Origin of the sequence: Antarctobacter heliothermus (assembly GCF_002237555.1) — a bacterium.
GTDB lineage: Bacteria > Pseudomonadota > Alphaproteobacteria > Rhodobacterales > Rhodobacteraceae > Antarctobacter > Antarctobacter heliothermus_B.
Genome location: NZ_CP022540.1, coordinates 1,630,384 through 1,647,617 on the forward strand (window position 1 = coordinate 1,630,384; position 17,234 = coordinate 1,647,617).

18 protein-coding genes are annotated in these 17,234 nt (G+C 62.5%); 6 read left to right on the top strand and 12 right to left on the bottom strand.

Translation table 11 applies throughout. From position 1 onward, the window contains the following. Positions 1–2: 2 nt before the first annotated feature. Entirely contained in the window at positions 3–2,198 is a 2,196-nt protein-coding gene (locus ANTHELSMS3_RS07710; RefSeq protein WP_094034362.1) for an ATP-binding cassette domain-containing protein, read from the top strand. Then, a complete protein-coding gene (locus ANTHELSMS3_RS07715) occupies positions 2,198–3,382 on the top strand; it encodes an HlyD family type I secretion periplasmic adaptor subunit (RefSeq protein ID WP_094034363.1) in 1,185 nt (394 codons plus the stop codon). Before ANTHELSMS3_RS07710 ends, ANTHELSMS3_RS07715 begins: the two co-directional genes overlap by 1 nt. 121 nt (positions 3,383–3,503) lie before the next feature. On the opposite strand, the gene dtd is transcribed toward ANTHELSMS3_RS07715, so the two are convergent. The 3 genes from dtd to ANTHELSMS3_RS07730 form a co-directional block, all read right to left on the bottom strand. After that, positions 3,504–3,947, bottom strand: a complete 444-nt coding sequence (gene dtd / locus ANTHELSMS3_RS07720) for a D-aminoacyl-tRNA deacylase (protein WP_094034364.1) — start codon at positions 3,945–3,947, stop codon at positions 3,504–3,506. After that, positions 3,944–4,843, bottom strand: coding sequence for a carbohydrate kinase family protein (locus ANTHELSMS3_RS07725; protein ID WP_094034365.1), 900 nt, complete (start codon positions 4,841–4,843; stop codon positions 3,944–3,946). Before ANTHELSMS3_RS07725 ends, dtd begins: the two co-directional genes overlap by 4 nt. A gap of 154 nt (positions 4,844–4,997) precedes the next feature. Further along, positions 4,998–6,152, bottom strand: a complete 1,155-nt coding sequence (locus tag ANTHELSMS3_RS07730; RefSeq protein ID WP_157733439.1) for a TFIIB-type zinc finger domain-containing protein — start codon at positions 6,150–6,152, stop codon at positions 4,998–5,000. Between the two features lie 174 nt (positions 6,153–6,326). On the opposite strand from ANTHELSMS3_RS07730, the gene ANTHELSMS3_RS07735 reads away from it, so the two are divergent. Continuing rightward, positions 6,327–6,866 carry a hypothetical protein gene (locus ANTHELSMS3_RS07735; RefSeq protein ID WP_094034366.1) on the top strand — a complete coding sequence of 180 codons (540 nt, stop codon included), beginning with the start codon at positions 6,327–6,329 and terminating at the stop codon, positions 6,864–6,866. A 118-nt stretch (positions 6,867–6,984) separates the two neighbouring features. Here ANTHELSMS3_RS07735 and ANTHELSMS3_RS07740 read toward each other — a convergent pair whose 3' ends face one another. The 9 genes from ANTHELSMS3_RS07740 to ANTHELSMS3_RS07780 form a co-directional block, all read right to left on the bottom strand. Beyond that, the gene (locus ANTHELSMS3_RS07740) at positions 6,985–7,530 is read right to left on the bottom strand and encodes a YaeQ family protein (RefSeq protein ID WP_094034367.1); all 546 of its coding nucleotides are present in this window, start codon (positions 7,528–7,530) and stop codon (positions 6,985–6,987) included. Positions 7,531–7,652: 122 nt separating this feature from the next. Then, a complete protein-coding gene (locus tag ANTHELSMS3_RS07745) occupies positions 7,653–8,225 on the bottom strand; it encodes a DUF3228 family protein (protein ID WP_094034368.1) in 573 nt (190 codons plus the stop codon). Between the two features lie 93 nt (positions 8,226–8,318). After that, positions 8,319–9,458 (bottom strand): SPFH domain-containing protein, encoded by a 1,140-nt coding sequence (locus ANTHELSMS3_RS07750; RefSeq protein ID WP_094034369.1) that lies wholly within the window; start codon positions 9,456–9,458, stop codon positions 8,319–8,321. A 139-nt stretch (positions 9,459–9,597) separates the two neighbouring features. After that, entirely contained in the window at positions 9,598–10,569 is a 972-nt protein-coding gene (locus ANTHELSMS3_RS07755; RefSeq protein WP_198319962.1) for a DUF2927 domain-containing protein, read from the bottom strand. A 10-nt stretch (positions 10,570–10,579) separates the two neighbouring features. Beyond that, on the bottom strand, positions 10,580–11,761 hold the full coding sequence (locus ANTHELSMS3_RS07760) for a toxic anion resistance protein (protein ID WP_094034371.1): 1,182 nt from the start codon (positions 11,759–11,761) through the stop codon (positions 10,580–10,582). A 21-nt stretch (positions 11,762–11,782) separates the two neighbouring features. Continuing rightward, complete coding sequence (locus tag ANTHELSMS3_RS07765; protein ID WP_094034372.1) at positions 11,783–12,685, bottom strand: 5-bromo-4-chloroindolyl phosphate hydrolysis family protein; 903 nt, start codon at positions 12,683–12,685, stop codon at positions 11,783–11,785. A 191-nt stretch (positions 12,686–12,876) separates the two neighbouring features. Next, on the bottom strand, positions 12,877–13,725 hold the full coding sequence (locus tag ANTHELSMS3_RS07770; RefSeq protein WP_094034373.1) for a hypothetical protein: 849 nt from the start codon (positions 13,723–13,725) through the stop codon (positions 12,877–12,879). A gap of 12 nt (positions 13,726–13,737) precedes the next feature. Beyond that, positions 13,738–13,935: a hypothetical protein gene (locus ANTHELSMS3_RS07775; protein ID WP_089276562.1), complete on the bottom strand. Its 198-nt coding sequence runs from the start codon at positions 13,933–13,935 to the stop codon at positions 13,738–13,740. Positions 13,936–14,039: 104 nt separating this feature from the next. Further along, positions 14,040–14,879 (bottom strand): pseudouridine synthase, encoded by an 840-nt coding sequence (locus ANTHELSMS3_RS07780; RefSeq protein WP_094034374.1) that lies wholly within the window; start codon positions 14,877–14,879, stop codon positions 14,040–14,042. 88 nt (positions 14,880–14,967) lie between these two features. Here ANTHELSMS3_RS07780 and ANTHELSMS3_RS07785 point away from each other — a divergent pair, with 88 nt between their 5' ends. The 3 genes from ANTHELSMS3_RS07785 to ANTHELSMS3_RS07795 all read left to right on the top strand — a co-directional run bounded on the left by ANTHELSMS3_RS07785 (position 14,968) and on the right by ANTHELSMS3_RS07795 (position 17,231). After that, positions 14,968–15,417, top strand: coding sequence for a nucleoside deaminase (locus ANTHELSMS3_RS07785; RefSeq protein ID WP_094034375.1), 450 nt, complete (start codon positions 14,968–14,970; stop codon positions 15,415–15,417). 3 nt (positions 15,418–15,420) lie between these two features. Then, on the top strand, positions 15,421–15,975 hold the full coding sequence (locus tag ANTHELSMS3_RS07790; RefSeq protein ID WP_094034376.1) for an rRNA large subunit pseudouridine synthase E: 555 nt from the start codon (positions 15,421–15,423) through the stop codon (positions 15,973–15,975). Between the two features lie 74 nt (positions 15,976–16,049). Next, positions 16,050–17,231 (top strand): M12 family metallopeptidase, encoded by a 1,182-nt coding sequence (locus ANTHELSMS3_RS07795; RefSeq protein ID WP_198319902.1) that lies wholly within the window; start codon positions 16,050–16,052, stop codon positions 17,229–17,231. Positions 17,232–17,234 lie beyond the last annotated feature (3 nt).

Here is a 17,234-nt window from a genome sequence, read left to right on the forward strand (position 1 = left end):
AGATGGCAGGCAAGGCGGGTAAGGCGATGCTGCGGGCGGTGCCGGTTGGGTCCGTCGCCAACACGGCGCGCCGCGCGCCGCGGCACACCGACCGCGCCCGTGCCCGCGCCGCGTTGATCCGCGTGCTGGCCGGGCGGCTGGGCGTCGAGGGGAAACAGTCAGACATCCTTGAGGCGTTGTCGCAAAAGGCCGGAGAGGGCGACAGCTATGGTGCTGCTGCCTTGCAGGCGGGGCTGAAAGCGGCGGGCTTGCTTGCGCTTCAGGACGCGCCGGATGCGCTGGTGCCCGGTCTTTGGCCTGCGCTGGCGTTGATGCGTAACGGGCAGGCCGTACTTGTGCTCTCGCAAGAGGGCGGTTCGTTGACCATCTACGACGAAAGCGCGGCGCACCGCCGGTCTGACGTCGGGCTGGCAGAGTTCGGGTCCGTCTTTTCTGGAGAGATCCTGCGCGCCGAAGCGCCTGTTCAGGCCCTGTCGGACAGTCATGCCAGCGTCGAGGCTGAGGCGCATTGGTTCTGGGGTCAATTCCTGCGGTTCCGCAAACATTTCGCAGAGGTGGCACTGGGCAGTTTTGTCGCCAACCTGCTGGCCGTCTCTGTCGCGCTGTTTTCATTACAGGTCTATGACCGAGTGATCCCGCACCAGTCCGAGGCGACGCTTTGGGTGCTGGCCGCAGGGGCCGGCATGGCGCTGATGCTGGAGTCGTTTCTGAAGGTCGCACGCTCACAGCTGTTGGACGGGGCCGGACGGCAGATCGAAATGGGCGTTCAAGGCCTGTTGATGAAGCGCCTTCTGGGGATGCGGTCGGACCTTCCGGGGCGCTCTCCGTCGCAACTGTTTTCGGCTATGCGCGAATTTGGATCGGTGCGCGAGTTCTTTACCGCCTCGACCGTGGGCGCGCTGGCCGACATTCCGTTCATCTTTGTCTTCCTGCTGCTGGTCTGGTCCATCGCGGGCAGCGTCGTCTGGGTGCTGATCGCGGGCGGCCTGTTGATGGTCATTCCGGGGTTCTTCCTGCAAAAACGCATGATCCGCCTGACCCAGGAAATGCAGGGGGCCAGCGCCAAGCAATCGCGCCTGTTGCAGGAAACAGTGGTGGAACTGGACACGATCAAGACGCAGCGCGCCGAGGATCGGTTTGCCCGCATCTGGGAAGAACTGACCGCCGTGCAGGCGCTCAAAAGCTCGGACCAGCGCAAACTGGCGGCATCTCTGGGGTTCTGGAGCCAGGCGATCCAGCAAGGCACCTATGTGGCCGCCGTGATCACCGGCACCTATCTGGTTTTCGCCGGCCAGTTCACCGTTGGGTCGATCATCGCCGTTGGTATTCTGTCTTCGCGCACGCTCGCCCCGCTGACGCAACTGTCGGGCATTCTGGCCCGCTGGGGCAACGTCAAGGCGGCGCTGGACGGGTTGGACGCCGTGGCGCATGTGGCGCAGGACCGGTCGGCCACGCGGACCTATCTGCGGCGCGAGAAACTGAAAGGTCAGTATGAACTGCGCGACGCCACCTATCGCTATGATCCCGATGGGGCGGCGGTGCTGGACCTGACCCAACTGGTGATCCAGCCGGGGCAGGTGGTTGCGGTGCTGGGGGCCAACGGATCGGGCAAGTCGACACTGCTCAAGATGTTGTCGGGGCTCTACGCGCCGGTCAGTGGCAAACTGATGATTGATGGCACCGAAATGGCCCAGATCGAGCCCAAGGATCTGCGCCGAGCCATTGGCTATCTTGGGCAGGACGTGCGCCTGTTTCAGGGCACGCTGCGCGACAACCTGAACCTCAGCCTGCTGGAGCGCGACGACGACCGCCTGTTCGAGGCGCTGGATTTCGCCGGTCTTGGCCAATACGTCAAGGCGCACCCCAAGGGGCTGGATCTGGACATTCGTGACGGCGGTGAGGGACTGTCTGTCGGGCAGCGCCAGTCGATCGGCTGGGCGCGGCTGTGGTTGCAGGACCCCGACATCTGCCTGCTGGATGAACCGACTGCGGCGCTGGATCAGACGTTGGAAAAGACGCTGATCTCACGGCTGGAAAGCTGGTTGGAGGGGCGCACGGCGGTTATTGCGACGCATCGGGTTCCCATCCTTAGCCTGGCGTCGCGCACGCTGATCCTAGCCAATGGTCGCATGGCTATCGACGGCCCGCGTGATCAGGTGCTGGATCATCTGCGCACGTCCCAGACCGGAGCAGCGTGATGTCGACCTCGACCACCAATCTGTCGGCGCAACTGGCGCGGAAAAATCTCAAGGGACCGTCGCTGACGATCTGGCTGTGTGCGCTGACGGTCTGGGGGTTCATACTCTGGGCCAGCTTTGCCTGGCTGGATGAGATTGTGCGGGCGGACGGCGAGATCATCTCATCCTCACGCCCGCAGATCATTCAGAACCTTGAGGGCGGCATCCTGTCGGAGCTGCTGGTCAAGGAGGGCGACGTGGTGCTGCGCGGTGATGTACTGGCGCGGCTGTATGGCACGCAATTCCGGTCGTCCGTCGACGACCTGCGTGACCAGATCACCGCACTGGAGGTGCGCCGCCTGCGGCTGGAGGCAGAGTTGCAAGGCGCATCCGTGGTCGAGGTTCCGACCGATGTTGCGGACCGCTCACCCGCGCTGGTGGCCTCGGAGCAAGCGTTGCTGGCGGCACGTCAGTCGGATTACCTGAAGCGGCGAGAGGGGGCGAAACGGGTTCTGGAACAGGCCGCCTCTGAGCGCAATTTGATGGAAGACCTTCTGGACAAGAAGGTGGTTGCGCTGATCGAGGTCACCCGCGCGCGGCGGTCCCATGCGGATGCGCAAAAAACCTATGACGAGATCATTACCCAGACGGAACTTGTCCGGGCCGAGGAGTATTCGGAAACGCTCAAGGAACTGGCGACGCTGCAACAGAACCTGAAGGCCTCGCAGGATCAGTTGAACCGGACGGTGTTGACGTCCCCGATGCACGGGGTGGTCAACAAACTGTCGGTGACAACAATCGGCGGCGTTGTCCGGCCGGGTGAAGAGATCATGCAGATCATCCCGATGGATGAGGAGTTGTTTGTCGAGGCCAAGGTGCGCCCGCAGGACATCGCAAACATCCGTCCGGGGCAAGAGGCGACGATCAAGCTAACCGCCTATGACTATACCATCTACGGCACGCTCAAGGGGCGGGTGCATGTGATTTCTGCCGATACGTTCAAGGATGAGCGGCGACCGGAGTCAGAGCCGCATTACAAGGTGACGGTTGGGGTGGATTTGTCGTCGATGACGGATCAACAGGTGAGCATGGAAATCCGTCCGGGCATGCAGGCACAGGCCGAATTGCACACCGGCGAGAAGACGGTTTTGCAGTACCTGTTGAAGCCGCTCTACAAATCGCGTGAGGCGTTCCGCGAACCCTGATCCACCTGATCCGATTTGAGCCGCCCATGGCGGCACTGGATGTCTCGGGTTTTGCCTTTGGCAAACGCCCTCGGTGGATTGGGTATTTATGCAAAGAAGAAGCCGGGGCGGGGCGACGGGGCTAGCTCTTGGTGTCCATCCAAATCGTGACAGGCCCGTCATTGGTCAGGCTGACCGCCATATCGGCGCCAAAACGGCCCGTGGCTACGGGGATGCCCTGTTGCTGAAGCGCGCTGGCGAAGTATTCATAGAGGTGTTCCCCGTCGTCCGGCGGGGCGGCGGTGGAAAAGCCGGGACGGTTGCCGCGCGATGTGTCAGCGGCCAGCGTGAATTGGCTGACCACCAGAGCCGCGCCGTGGATGTCGAGAACCGAGCGGTTCATCCGCCCTTCGTCATCCTTGAAAATCCTCAGTTTGGCAATCTTTGCCGCCAGTCTGTCAGCTTCGGCCTTGGTGTCGCCCTGCATGGCGCAGATCAACACCAGCAGGCCGGGGCCAATCTCACCAACCGTTGCTCCGGCCACCTCTACGCGCGCCTGCGTTGCGCGTTGGATCAAGGCTCTCACAATTCGTGTTCCCATGGCGGGTTGGCACCGGCACGGCTGACGGTCACCGCAGCCGAGCGCACGCCCAGGTCCGCCGCAGTTCCAAGATTTTCTGCTGTGGCCTTGGCCAGCGCCGTTCGGGACAGCAGCCCGGCCTTGTGTAGCCCGGCCAGAAAGCCCGCGTTGAAGGTATCGCCCGCGCCGACCGTGTCGACGACTGTGACCCGCCGGGCAGGCACGCGGTGCGTGCCTTGGGTTGTCATCACATCGACGCCTTCTGCGCCCAGCGTGACCAACACCACAGAGGTCTCTCCCTGCAACAGCGCCGTCGGGTCCGTTCCCAGCCAGTCCATATCTTCGTCGGAGATCTTGACGATATCGGCACGCCCCAGCATCCCCGCAAGGCGTGCGCGATAGGACGCCTCATTGGTGATGAACCCGGGGCGGATGTTGGGGTCGATCATAACCACCCGGTCGCCCGCCCGGGAACACAACGCGGCATAGCTGTTTGCCTGCGGTTCCGAGACAAGGCTGATCCCGCCGAAAAACAGCGCCTTGGTGGTGTCGTCCAGTGTCGGCAGTTCTGGTTCGGACAGCATCCGCCCGGCGGTGTTCTCATCGTAGAAGGCATAGCGCGCCTGTCCGTCCGTCAGGGTGACAAAGGCCAATGTGCTGGGCCGCCCAGAGCGTGGGCAGAGGCTATAATCAACCTTTGAGGCGGCCAGTGCTTCGGCCAGCATTTGCCCGAACAGGTCGTTGGACAACCCGCCAAGATAGCCCGAAGGTGCGCCCAGCCGACCCAGTGCGATGGCCGTGTTGAACACAGCGCCGCCTGCATAGGGGGCAAAGGCTGGTTCCCCCGCATCGGACTGGCGTGGCAACATGTCGATCAGCGCTTCGCCGCAGCAGAGGATCATGGCGTGTCTCCTTCGTGAAGATGTTTGCGCTAACTATCTCGAAAATCGGCCCCGGTCAAAGCCCATGACGCCTTGCCGCGCCCAGAATTTGCATCGGGTCACCATGGCACTGCCGGGATATATCGGGCACGAAACAGATCGCACCCGGTCCCGATCATTGATTGATCGCGATCAGATAGCCGACGCCTCCCGCCACGATCAGGCCCAGAATCACGGCAATCGTGATTTTCCACGCCGACCAGGGGCGTTCTCCCTGCACCCGGCCAGTGCGCCCGTTGACCACAAAGCGAAAGCTCTTGCCGCGATATTTGTAGGCCGCCATCCACACCGGCAGCAGAACGTGTTTGAAGGTGATGTCGCGCATGTCCGTATCGATGTTGTGCACGCGCTGACGGTCTCCGCCAATGTCGAATTTCACGTCCCTCTGGATTTGCCGGTCCATCTTTTCCTTGGCTTCGACAAAGCCCGCGTCAAGATCGACCTGATAGCCCTCGGCCCGGAACCCGGCGAGGTACTCCGGTCGATACGGTTCCATCGCTGCCAGATCCCAAGGTTCCAGCGCGTCGGTAAACCGCTTTGGTAGCGCCTTGGACGCCAGAACCAGCACGTCGTCGAAAAAGCGCTGCACCCGTCCAGAAACACGCGTCCAGCGGATTTTCTGCACTCGCTGCGTTTCTGTCTTGCCGTCGCGGACGACTTGGCGAGTCTCATAGTAGACGGTGCCACGTTCGCCGCGGTAGTCCGACGAGGTGTCGGCGTCGAAGGTCCAGTAGGGCACATAGATGCCGGTCAGTTTGCGGCCTTTGCGGGCGTATTCCTGCAAGCCGTTGGGCGCGAACCAGAGCTTGCCCAGCCAGCCGGTCATCGCCTCACGCGCTGCTGCTTCGTCCAGTGCAAAGGGCAACAGGCCGCGGGGTTTGATGTGCCGGTGCGTGCCGGTGTCGGTGACGACCGGGGTGGCGCAGAACGGGCATTCGGCGGCGTGGACATCCGGGTCAAATTCGACCTGTGCTGCGCAATTGGGGCAAGTGGAGACGCGAGTTTCCTCCATCTCCTGCAAAGGCAGAAGATCCGCCATGGCGGCCTGAAAATCCAGCTCACGGATGCCGCCGCCGCCCCAGGGGCCAGCGGTGTCTGCGATCTCGGCCGTGTTGCCGCAGTGTCCGCAGACCAGCTCGCCGTTGTCGGGGTCAAAGCGGAAGTCCGAGCCGCATTGGTCGCAGGGAAAACGGTGTTCGTCCGTCAGATCCTTCGGCGCGGAAGGGGGTGGCGGGGTGTCGGAAGGCGGTGGGGGGGGAAGATCACTCATATCGGAAATGGACATCAATCTGTGCGGGTTGGCTGCATCCTTGCGCGGATCGCAGCCGAGGGAAAGGAAAAATAGTCGGGCATCGGGACGGATCGGGCGGTGCCCGTCCCACGGCCCTTGGCGGATTGGCACGCGGGCGCTAGCCTTTGGCGGGTGCAATGAAGGAGGCGGTGGATGAAGCGGGTTCTGGCCCTTGGCTTGACGATTGCGGCGGCGGGAGCTGTGGCCGATCCTGTCACCTATGCCTTTGAATGGGCGGGTGGCGGCGGCTATGCGATCAAAGGGGCGCTGCAGTTTGATGACGCGGCTTACACCGGGAGATTTGTCCGGGAACAGGACCTGAGCTGTTTTGTGATTGAGGGCAGCAAAGACGGTGAGGACGTGGGGCGCTGGGCGTTGACCATGTTGAATGAGCAGACGTCGTGGCGGATGCATTTCGATCCCGTGTTGGGCCGCTTTCTGGTCGAAGGGGAGGGCGTCTGGATGCCTCAGGCTTGGAATATGAATGGGGAGGGGATCGACTGCGGTGAGGGTGGTTTTGGCTTTAACATCGGCAATGCGGCGCAGGATATCTGCGTCGATAATCAGCTGATTTTTGAGAGCCAGGTGACCCCGGAAGAGCCGTTTTTGGCGGCTCGGATGGATGATTTTGAGTTCCCTCGCGATGCCTGCATCGCGCCGCCCTTATTGGGGTGGTTGCGCACCGGGAATTGAACCGGGAATTGAGGTGTCCACGCGTGGACAGAAACGCGCCTTATAAAAATCAATGGGTTACAGAGACGTTTTTACATTCCGTTAGGAAACTGGATGACCCGACGCGGGCAGAGGGTGGTTAGGCGGGGCCCTTCCAGATCACCGGGGTGACATAGACAATACTGTCATCGACACTGACCATCACATCGCCGTCCTGAATATTGACCTGAAGCTTCATCGTGCGGCCGGCCAATTCTGCCAGAGCGGCTGTGTCGGCCTCGGACAAATTGATCACCTGAAGATTGTCAAACCGCGTGGTGCTGTTCTTGATCTTGTCCCACCACATGTCAGCCGTGCGGCCGCCATAGGGGTAGACGATCACCTGAGAGGCCTTGGCGCAGGATTGACGGACCACCTTTTCGCTGGGCAGACCCAGAGCAACCCAGACATCCAGTTCACCACTCAGGCTTTTCTGCCAGATGTCCGGCTCATCATCCGTAGACAACCCCTTGGTCATCTCCAGATGCTCATGCGCATTCAGGGCAAAGGCGACAAGGCGCACCATCAGCCGTTCATCCGTCTCTGACGGATGTTTGGCGACTGTCAGCTTGTGGGTCTCATAATAATGGCGATCCATGTCAGAGACAGAGAGTTCGACTTTATAAATAGTGGCTTTTTGCGCCATGATCTGTCCCAAACCTGCAAGGATTGGGATGCCTACTCTGTCCGAGGGCGTTTGAAAAGCGGATTGGGAAACGGCGCAGAGGCGCGGGCAAGGGGCGCGCTCACGAGGGGGCGCTGTGTCCCCTATCCTGCCGTCTTTACCGGCGCGTGCTGATCCCAGAATGCAACGGCCTTGGCATAAGACGCCGGATCAATTGGCTGACCTGATCCGCCCGCCTCACGGCCCAATGCGTTGCGCCATTGGGTGATGGGCGGCATGGGCGGCTCTGTTGGGGTCAGGGTGCCAATGATCGACACGATGCCCCAATCGCAGTCTGGCACGACCTGATCCTCGGGGTAGTCGGCAGCTTCTAGCAGCATTTGGGCGTGGCTGTAGAGGATCACGTCCAGCCAGTTTGCGCGGGGGGCGGGGGTGTCGAACCAGCGTTCCAGCACCGGCATTTCGCCCTCGCGCCGGGCGCGGTAGCCGCTGCGCAGGAGATGCGCGTTGTCGGGCGTGATGGGGGCAAAGCCGCAGAGCGTGGGGGTGTCGTTTTCCAGAAACAGGTGTTTGCAGAAGGGCGCGTAACCGTCGACCAGCGGCGCGCCTTGCGCCATGGCCGCGTTGCAGCGGTTCGTCAAATCCTGTGGCGACAGGCCAAGGATGCGGGTGCCGCTGGCCTCTGGGTGCCAGTTGCGCAGGGCAAAATCGGTCATGGCGATTGGAGGGACCTGCACGGGCGTCCTTTGTGGAGAGGGCGAGGTCCCGGGGCAGGCCCCGGGACGGTATGCGCGTGGAGATTGGTGCGATTACATCGGTGGCGGGGGCGGTGGCATCACGGTGAAGAGTTGCGCCAGTTCCGTCACCTCTCCGGCACGTTTCCAGCCGTCCTGACCAGGGGTCCAGACGTGGGTTTCGCGGGTCAGTTCCTTGCTGGCGACCATCTTGCCCAGATCCGCCTTGGAGAACGGACCGGTGGTTTGTCCGTTCACGGCCATGTGCCAGACATGTTCGACCGGCGGCGGCGGTGGGGCCATTGGCGCGGCTTGCGGTTGCTGTGCCTGTGACGCGGCAGCCTGTTGTGGTGCAGCACCCCACGGGCCGCCCTGCGCGCCCATGGCATTGGCCATCTGCATGCCCATCCCGGCACCAAAGCCCATGCCCATGGATTGATCCATCGCACCGCCCTGACCCATCGCCTCGGCGGCTTTCCACTTCATGTGGTCGTCGAGGTTGCCCGCCAGACCGCGGCTGGTGCGGGCGTCCAGCGCCTTTTCCACCGCTTCGGGCAGCGAGATGTTTTCGATATACAGTTCGGCCAGTTCCAGACCGTACTGGTGGATCACCGGGTCGATCGCCTTGCGGATCAGTTCAGACACTTCGCCGGTATTGGCTGCCATGTCGAGCACGGGGATGCCGCTGCGGGAGATGTCCTTGGAAAATTCCTGCACGATGATGTTGCGGATCTGAAAGCTGATCTCATCCATGGTGAATTCGCCGTCGGTGCCGACGATTTCGGACATGAAGACCGCCGGATCGGCGACTTTGATCGCATAGGTGCCAAAGGCGCGGATGCGGGTCGGCCCGAATTCCGGGTCGCGCAGCATGATGGGGTTTTTCGTCCCCCACTTCAGATTGGTAAAGCGGTTGGTGTTGACGAAATAGATCTCTGACTTGAAGGGGCTTTGGAACGCGTGGTCCCAGTGCTGCAACGAGGTCATGATCGGCATGTTATTGGTCTCTAGCATGTAGAGACCGGGGGTGAAGACATCCGCAAGCTGGCCTTCGTGGATAAAGACGGCGGCCTGCCCTTCGCGGACTGTCAGCTTGGCGCCGTACTTGATTTCATGGCCTTCGCGTTCAAAGCGCCAGACCATCGTGTCGCGGGTGTCGTCCGTCCAGTGAATGACGTCGATGAACTGGCCCGATAGAAAATCCCAGATGCCCATGGTGCGGCCTCCAATCGTTAGCTTTAATCGTCGTGGGTGCGATGCTGCGCACAGGGTACGCGATCGACAGAATAGCGGAAGCCCCCGCGCAAGGTCACGGGGAAATCAGGGGGAAATGGCGTGTCGCCTGTCGGTGGGCCTAGCTGGGTCCGCTGGTCCCCATCAGGTCCGCCGCTTTTTGCTGCACGATTGGCATGGCCTCTTCCGCGCGCATCCCCGGTTTCAGGCGCGGATCGTAGAGGATCTTGAGCAGCAGTTCGTCGTGGGTTGTCAGCAGCGCGAATTCATCGTCGTCGTTAAAGATCGACGGACGGGCGCGCGGGCTGTCGTTGCCAAGGCCCATGCCCTGGGCGAGTTCCTCATGGATGCAGGAGCGGCGCAGCAGCGGCGGGTGTTCCGAGCGGATGATGGCGATGGCGGTGCCATAGTCATAGCCACCGGGACTGCGCGAAAAGGCGACGACGACGCAATGGATGCCGCGCGGCAGGTTGTTGAAGATGCGCAGGGCGTTGGGGTTCACGTCGGGCACGATCTGGCGGATGCGCGGGGCGATCTGGTCAGCGTCGTCCTCTGACATGAACAGGACGTGATAGTTGGGGTTGCTGTCAACCATCGAGATCGGGTGCCCGGTGATGCGCGACAGGCGGGCGGCATAACTAGCCACCGCCGCTTTGGACGAGGCGATCTGTTCCTTGGGGACATGGGCGCCGAATTCGGTCGTCATGCGGACCGGGATCGTCCATTTCTTGATCGCGCTGGGGGCCCCGGAGGAGGGGCGCAGGCCCGCGCCGCGTTCATATTCCTCTTCGAGCGCGATGGCGGCAAAATTGCGCACCAGCATCGTGTCGGTAAAGGCGGTGTCCGGTCCGCCACCATCGGTGCGCAACAGGCCGCGCGCGACCAGATCGTTCTGGACGCGTCCGTAATACTGCGACAGCGCCTTGCTGGCGGGGGACGCCTCTGGCGTAGGGGCGGTTGCGGCGGGCGCGGCCCCGGGGGGACGCGCCTCTGGTGTGACCGAAGTCTTGCGCGGCGCAAGATCAGATCCGACGCACCCTGACAAGGTCAGGGCCGCCGCCAATGCAAACGCCGATGCCAGGCCGCCCCGCACCCTGCTCACCTCAGGACGGAACCGCGCCGGCACCCTGACGGCGCGACTTGGCCGAGGCCAGCGTGTCGCGCAGTTCGGATTCCATCCGCTGCAGCTCTTCTTCGGCCTTGGCGCGGCGCGCCTTGCCCTCATCCGCGATTTGCAGGCTGTCCTCGATGGTGGCAACCAGATCGGCGTTGGCCTGCTTGACCGCCTCGATGTCAAAGACGCCGCGTTCCATTTCTTCGCGGATCATCTTGTTGCTTTCGCGCAGATTGGCGGCGTTCGAGGTCAGCAACTCGTTGGTGAGGTCGTTGGCATCGCGCACGGCGGCGGCGGCCTGTTTCGACCGCTGGATGGTCAGCGCCTGCGCCAATTGGGTTTCCCACAGCGGCACGGTGTTCACGAGGGTCGAGTTGATCTTGGTCACCAGCGACTTGTCGTTTTCCTGCACAAGGCGGATCGATGGCAGCGACTGCATGGTGACCTGACGGGTCAGTTTCAGATCGTGCACCCGGCGTTCCAGATCATCGCGCGAGGCGCGCAGATCGCGCAGTTCCTGCGCCACCATGACCTGATCGTTTTCCGGTGCGGCCTGAACAGCGGCCTCCTTGGCGGGGATCTCTTGGGTGTCCAGCTCTTCGAGCTTGGCCTCACCGGCGGAGATATAGAGCGCCAGTTCATCGTAGAACTGCAGCGTCTTTTCATAGAGCAGGTCCAGCGACTTGATGTCTTTCAGCAGGACATGTTCGTGCTTGAGAAGGTCATCGGTGACCTTGTCGATCTGGCTTTGGACTGTCTCAAAGCGCGCGGTGAACTTGGCGAAAGGCGCGGCGCGGCCCAGCAGCTTTTCCCACCAGCTGCGCTCGCGGCGCACGTCCAGTTCAGAGATGGAGAAGCCGCGAATGGTGGTGACGATGCCGCGCAGGCTGTCGCCCGCCGGGCCTACGTCCTTGTTGCGGACGTCCGCCAGCATCGCTTGGCTGATTTCCTGCAATTCGGACTGGGCGGCGGAACCGAACGAGACAATCGAATTGGTGTCGCCCATGTCGAGCTCTTCCATCCGGCTGCGGATCTCGGCGCTCACTTCGGCGGGCGCGTCCTTGAGCGGTACGACGGCATTGGCTTCGGCCGGGTCAGGCAGCACGACAGCGTTGACTTCATCGACCAAGGCAACGGCTTTTTCGGCTTCCTGGCGAGTGTTTTCAGACATGGGCTTCCTCGTTCACTAAAATCATCTACGATCGAGATGGACGCCTTCGCGCTGAAGGCGGTCGCGCAGTACCTCGATTTCTACATTCAGGTCTTCGTTGTTGTCGGCCAAAAGCTTGTCGGTCTTCTTGTCGAAACTTTCTTCAAGATCGGTCAGCAACATCATGTAATCGCTGCGCGCGGCGCGGTCGTTGGAGCGAGCAAAGACATCCGCGAACTTCACCGTCGCGTCGCGGGCCCCCATCAGGTAGACGCTGAGGAACTTCTTGGCACCGGTCAGGTCACGCGGGTCTTCCTCGACCGTGCGGATCATTTCGCGGACCTTGGTGACAAACCGTTCCACGCGCGCCTCGACCTGACGGTCTCCGGCGCGTTTGACGGCATCGGTCATGGCCGAAAGATAGCTTTCGGCCTCATTGACGACGCGGGCCACACGGTCCTGGGTGAAGGTGTCGATGCCCTCCATCCCCTTGTCCTTCAACGGGTCGATGCCGAACGCGCCCAGATGCAATGCGCCCGCTGCGCCGCCAAAGATCAGCGGTGCGATCAGCCCCGGTTCGGACCGCCAAGCGGCCAGACCGGCCCCGATGCCGCAGAGAATGGCGGCGAATATCTTGCGCGGGATCGCCGGGCGGCGCGCCACCTTGCGGTCAAGGAATGCGGCCTCGGCCAGCAGGCCGTCGCGCAACAGCCATGCGCCCAGAACCAGCGCGGCAGCACCCGCAAGGCCCACGGCCATACCGACGGCACCGTCATTGATTGACAGGATGGCAAGGATCACACCCGGGATGAACAACACGTTGGAGCGCGCGCCAGCCGGGGCCACGCGGGCCCGGTGATAGGCAGGGCGTTCGTCGCGGGGCCGGTCATCCGGTCCGCCTGACGCGCCATCGGGGCTATGTTTTCCGCCAAATCGTTGAGCCATGACGTCAGAGCCCCCCGAGCCAGCCGGTTGCCACTCCGAAAAGCAGCACGATCAGCAAGACATAGCTCACCTTCTGCAAGGCGTTTCCCGACATCAGACTCCCCGTTTTCCGGCGCTCTGCCGCGCCTTTTCACCGCAGAACTTAAGGGCAAAATGCTGCACTTGCTAGGGGGAAGTCCGGGGCGATACGCTCAGGCGGCGGATTCTCGGGGCATCCGGTCAATTAGCTGATCTGCCTGCCGTTCAAAGGCGTCGCGCGCACCGCGAATGCCGCTGTGAACGGCGAATGCCTCAAAGCTCTCGGTCATGACGTCCAGCTTGGCCAGATAGCGGCGGCGCGCAAAAGCCTGACCGGGTGTGTTCCATGCGGCTTCGAGGCGGTTCACTTCGTGGTCGAGCAATGTGATGACCTTGTTCACCGGGCGGGTGAGGCGGGCGGATTTTGCCGGATCGCCGGTACTGCGTCGCATCGGGCGCAGGACAAGATGGCGCGCGGTTTGGGTTCTTTTGGTCAGTTCGACATCTTCAAGCGCGGCAACCCGATCCGCCAGCGAGGCCAGCGCCAGTTCGGCTATATCCACCGCCGCCACCTGACGCGCCCGTTCCGAGCCCTTGTTGCGCATCGGGTCCAGTCCGAAGGCGGCAATGCTGAGACCGCAGGCAACCATCCCAGCCAGCGCGGGCATCCACAGGCTGTCGTATTTGAACCCGGCCAGAACCAGAACCACGCACCCGACCATGACAGAGCCGATCAGTTTGCGCGGAATCCGGGGGGCTTGGGCCACTTCGGCACGCTCATATTCGTGGTGCAATTGCTGCCCTACGGAAATCAGGCGCAGGGCCAGCGACAGCATCCAGATCAGCGCAATGGCCGTGGCGATGCCGGCAAAGGATTCCTGAAAAACCCAGAGCAGCAGGGGAAAGGCGGCAAGAAACAGAAAATTCAGCCCCGAGTCGAGCTGCGCCCGTTCCATCCGGGGCGTGTCCAGTCCGTCGGCGTCCTCTGCCGTGTCGGTTTGGCGGATTTGCTCTGTTGCCATGCGCGTGTCCCCTCAGGCGTAGCTCATGATGAAGATCATCAGCCACAGCGCGAAATAGGCCACATGCCGGGTCATTTGCCCGGTCTGGCGGGCGCGGCGCGCATAGGTTGCCACGGCGTCGAAGGTGTCGACGGCGACCGTGCGCAGGTTCCCCAGCACCAAAAGCGCCGAGGCCGTGAGAATCGCGAGGGCTATGAATGTTGTCACCATGACGCCAACATTCGTGCGAAACCGGGCAAAACCGGGGCAATCGGCGGGAAAAAGAAAGAAGAGTTAACGAAGTGTGAAGCTGACTGCGATTTTTTTGTGCTGTGTCAGCCTTTTTGGGGGGGGCGTCGCCGCCGCTGGACGGTGGGCTTGGCGGCCCGACCGGGTTTGCCGGGTCGTCCCGGCTTTGCGGCTGTGGCAGTGCCAACAGGTTCGGGGTCCATGCCCAATTGGTCGCGCAGGATCTTGCGGCGGACCTCTTCGACCTCGCCGGGTTTGAGCTGGCCCAGTTGGAATGGGCCATAAGACGTGCGGATCAGCCGGTTCACGGTCAGGCCGATGTCGATCATGGCGCGGCGAACCTCGCGGTTCTTGCCTTCGCGCAGGCCGACGGTCAGCCATGCGTTTGCGCCCTGCTGGCGGTCCAGCGTGACCTGCATCGGTTGAAAGCGTTGGCCATCGACCTCGATGCCATTGCGCAGCGGGGCCAGCACCTCATCGGTTGGGCGGCCGTTGACGCGCACGCGGTATTTGCGCAGCCAGCCGGTCGATGGCAGTTCCAGCTTGCGCTTGATCGCGCCGTCATTGGTCAGCAGCAGCAGTCCCTCGGAATTGAGGTCAAGGCGGCCGACGCTCATGACGCGGGGCAGATCCTCGGGCAGGTCGTCATAGATTGTCGGGCGGCCCTGTTCGTCGCGGGTGGTGGTCACCAGTCCCGTGGGCTTGTGATACAACCACAACCGTGCGGCATCGGGGGCGGCCAGCGGGATGTCGTCGACGGTGATCTGGTCGGCGTCGGTGACGTTCAGCGCGGGGCTGTCGATCTTCGTGCCGTTCACGGTGACGCGCCCCTCGGCGATCATGCGTTCGGCCTCGCGTCGGCTGGCGCGGCCTGCGCGGGCGATGACCTTGGCGATTCGGTCTCCGGGAGGGGTCTTGTTTTCCATCCGCGTCCCATAGCGCGGCGACAGGGGCGGTGGGAAGGGGGGTTGCAAGCGGCTTTCCCCGGCTGCGCTGTCGCGGTAAGCACCGGAAATGAGCTTTCGCAGTCATATGGAGGCGGCGCTGCAAGAGGCGCGCGCCGCCGCCGCACGCGGTGAGGTGCCGGTGGGGGCCGTCATTGTTGCGCCTTCTGGCGCGGTGATCGCGCGGGCGGGCAATCGCACGCGCGAGTTGAACGACCCCACCGCCCATGCCGAGGTTCTGGCGATCCGCGCGGCCTGTGCCGCTGTGGGGGCGGAACGGCTGCCCGAGCATGATCTGTATGTCACGCTGGAGCCTTGCCCGATGTGCGCCGCCGCCATTGGTTTTGCGCGCATCCGGCGGCTGTATTATGGCGCGGCGGACCCAAAGTCCGGCGGCGTGGCGCAGGGGGCGCGGGTGTTTGCCCATCCGCAGTGTCACCATGTCCCCGAGGTCTATGACGGCATTGGCGCAGAGCCGTCAGCGGCGCTGTTGCGTGAATTTTTTGCGGCGCGGAGGTAAGTCATGGCGCGGGTCATCTTGTTCAACAAACCCTTTGGCGTGCTGTCGCAATTTACCGACAAGGGGACCGAGGGCAGCCCGCGCGCGACCCTGTCCGACTATATCGACGTGCCCGGCGTCTATCCGGCGGGGCGGCTGGACCGGGACAGCGAGGGGCTGATGGTCCTGACGGATGACGGCGCGTTGCAGGCGCGGATTTCGTCGCCCAAGTACAAACGCCCCAAAAGCTATCTGGCGCAGGTCGAGGGCGTGCCGTCAGAGGAGCAACTAGCGCAGTTGCGCAAGGGCGTGACGTTGAAAGACGGGCCGACGCGCCCGGCCAAGGTCGCGCGGATCGACACGCCTGAACTGTGGGAACGTGACCCGCCCGTGCGGTTCCGCAAGACGGTGCCGGACGCTTGGCTGCAACTGACCATCACTGAGGGGCGCAACCGGCAGGTGCGTCGCATGTGCGCCCATGTGGGTCTGCCCTGTCTGCGATTGGTGCGTTGGTCGGTCGGGGATTGGACGCTGGACGGGCTGGAGCCGGGCAAATGGAAGGACGCATTCACCGGCTGAAGTCTTCTTAAAGTTGAAAAATGCGCCAAATGTGATACCATAGCGGTGCATTTTCAGCATTTAGGAGATTTCTCATGGCCATAACTACAGCGGACCCACGTCCGACGTCCAAATATGACAGGCACCTGTCGCAGCGACTTGACCAGATCGAAGAGGTGCTGGCGCAGTTTGCCACGCAGTACGGTGGCGGATTGGGCGGTCACAAACCCGGCGACGTAGCACATGTCGGCCAGTGCGACATGCCCAAGGTGCCGGAACGGGTGCTGGGCCCCGGTGTGTCGGACGAACGCGCCAGCCTGATCCGGTATGTCGACCGCAAATGGGTTAATGGCACCACCCTGCGCTATTTCCTGTTCGACGAAGGCCCCTTTGCCGGGGATGCCTATAACATGGACAAGGTGCGCGAGGGGTTTCAGATCTGGGCCGATGTCGGCATCGGGCTGAATTTCGAGGAAACCGAGGATATTGATGAGGCCGAGGTTCGGATCGGCTTTCAACCCGGCGGGTCGTGGTCCTATGTGGGGCGCGATGTGATCGATATTCCCGGACAGAATGAGCGCACGATGAACATCGGTTGGGATCTGCGCAACGATCCGCGCGGCGTCGATACGGCGGTGCATGAGATTGGCCATACGCTGGGCTTTCCGCATGAACATCAGAATCCGTTTTCCGGCATCGTCTGGGATGAGGACGCGGTTTATGCCTATTTCGCCGGTCCGCCGAACAACTGGAGCCGGGAGCAGACCTTTCACAACGTGCTGCGCAAGCTGACCTCTGCCGATGTGGAAGGGTCGGAATGGGACCCGGATTCCGTCATGCACTATGGATTTGGTCCGGGATTGATCCTTGAGCCGGATGAATACCGCACCGGGTTGCGGCCCGAACTGGGCCTGAGCGACACTGACAAGGCCGAAGTGCAGAAGTTCTATCCCAAGGCGCAGGCGGAAAAGACCGCGCTGCTGGAGCCTTTCAAATCGGCGGTTTTGGACATGATGCCCGCCGATCAGGTGAACTTTCTGCTGCAACCGACGGCCACGCGGGACTACACCATCCGGTCCTTTGGCCGGGCCGATATGCTAATGGTGCTGTTCCGCAAGGACGGCGAGGTGACGCGTTTCATGGCCGGATCAGACGACGCCGGCACCGAAGACAACGCGGAAATCGCCATCCGCCTATTGCAAGGGGAGGAGTATATCCTGCGCGTGCGCATGATGTCCCATTTCGGCAGCGGGCGGGTGGCGGTGATGTACTGGTAAGGG

Coding starts and splice junctions, on each gene's coding strand:
- ANTHELSMS3_RS07710 (WP_094034362.1), top strand. CDS start 3: ATGGCAGGCAAGGCGGGTAAGGCGATGCTGCGGGCGGTGCCGGTTGGG.
- ANTHELSMS3_RS07715 (WP_094034363.1), top strand. CDS start 2,198: ATGTCGACCTCGACCACCAATCTGTCGGCGCAACTGGCGCGGAAAAAT.
- ANTHELSMS3_RS07725 (WP_094034365.1), bottom strand. CDS start 4,843: ATGATCCTCTGCTGCGGCGAAGCGCTGATCGACATGTTGCCACGCCAG.
- ANTHELSMS3_RS07730 (WP_157733439.1), bottom strand. CDS start 6,152: ATGAGTGATCTTCCCCCCCCACCGCCTTCCGACACCCCGCCACCCCCT.
- ANTHELSMS3_RS07735 (WP_094034366.1), top strand. CDS start 6,327: ATGAAGCGGGTTCTGGCCCTTGGCTTGACGATTGCGGCGGCGGGAGCT.
- ANTHELSMS3_RS07740 (WP_094034367.1), bottom strand. CDS start 7,530: ATGGCGCAAAAAGCCACTATTTATAAAGTCGAACTCTCTGTCTCTGAC.
- ANTHELSMS3_RS07745 (WP_094034368.1), bottom strand. CDS start 8,225: ATGACCGATTTTGCCCTGCGCAACTGGCACCCAGAGGCCAGCGGCACC.
- ANTHELSMS3_RS07750 (WP_094034369.1), bottom strand. CDS start 9,458: ATGGGCATCTGGGATTTTCTATCGGGCCAGTTCATCGACGTCATTCAC.
- ANTHELSMS3_RS07760 (WP_094034371.1), bottom strand. CDS start 11,761: ATGTCTGAAAACACTCGCCAGGAAGCCGAAAAAGCCGTTGCCTTGGTC.
- ANTHELSMS3_RS07765 (WP_094034372.1), bottom strand. CDS start 12,685: ATGGCTCAACGATTTGGCGGAAAACATAGCCCCGATGGCGCGTCAGGC.
- ANTHELSMS3_RS07770 (WP_094034373.1), bottom strand. CDS start 13,725: ATGGCAACAGAGCAAATCCGCCAAACCGACACGGCAGAGGACGCCGAC.
- ANTHELSMS3_RS07775 (WP_089276562.1), bottom strand. CDS start 13,935: ATGGTGACAACATTCATAGCCCTCGCGATTCTCACGGCCTCGGCGCTT.
- ANTHELSMS3_RS07780 (WP_094034374.1), bottom strand. CDS start 14,879: ATGGAAAACAAGACCCCTCCCGGAGACCGAATCGCCAAGGTCATCGCC.
- ANTHELSMS3_RS07785 (WP_094034375.1), top strand. CDS start 14,968: ATGAGCTTTCGCAGTCATATGGAGGCGGCGCTGCAAGAGGCGCGCGCC.
- ANTHELSMS3_RS07790 (WP_094034376.1), top strand. CDS start 15,421: ATGGCGCGGGTCATCTTGTTCAACAAACCCTTTGGCGTGCTGTCGCAA.
- ANTHELSMS3_RS07795 (WP_198319902.1), top strand. CDS start 16,050: ATGGCCATAACTACAGCGGACCCACGTCCGACGTCCAAATATGACAGG.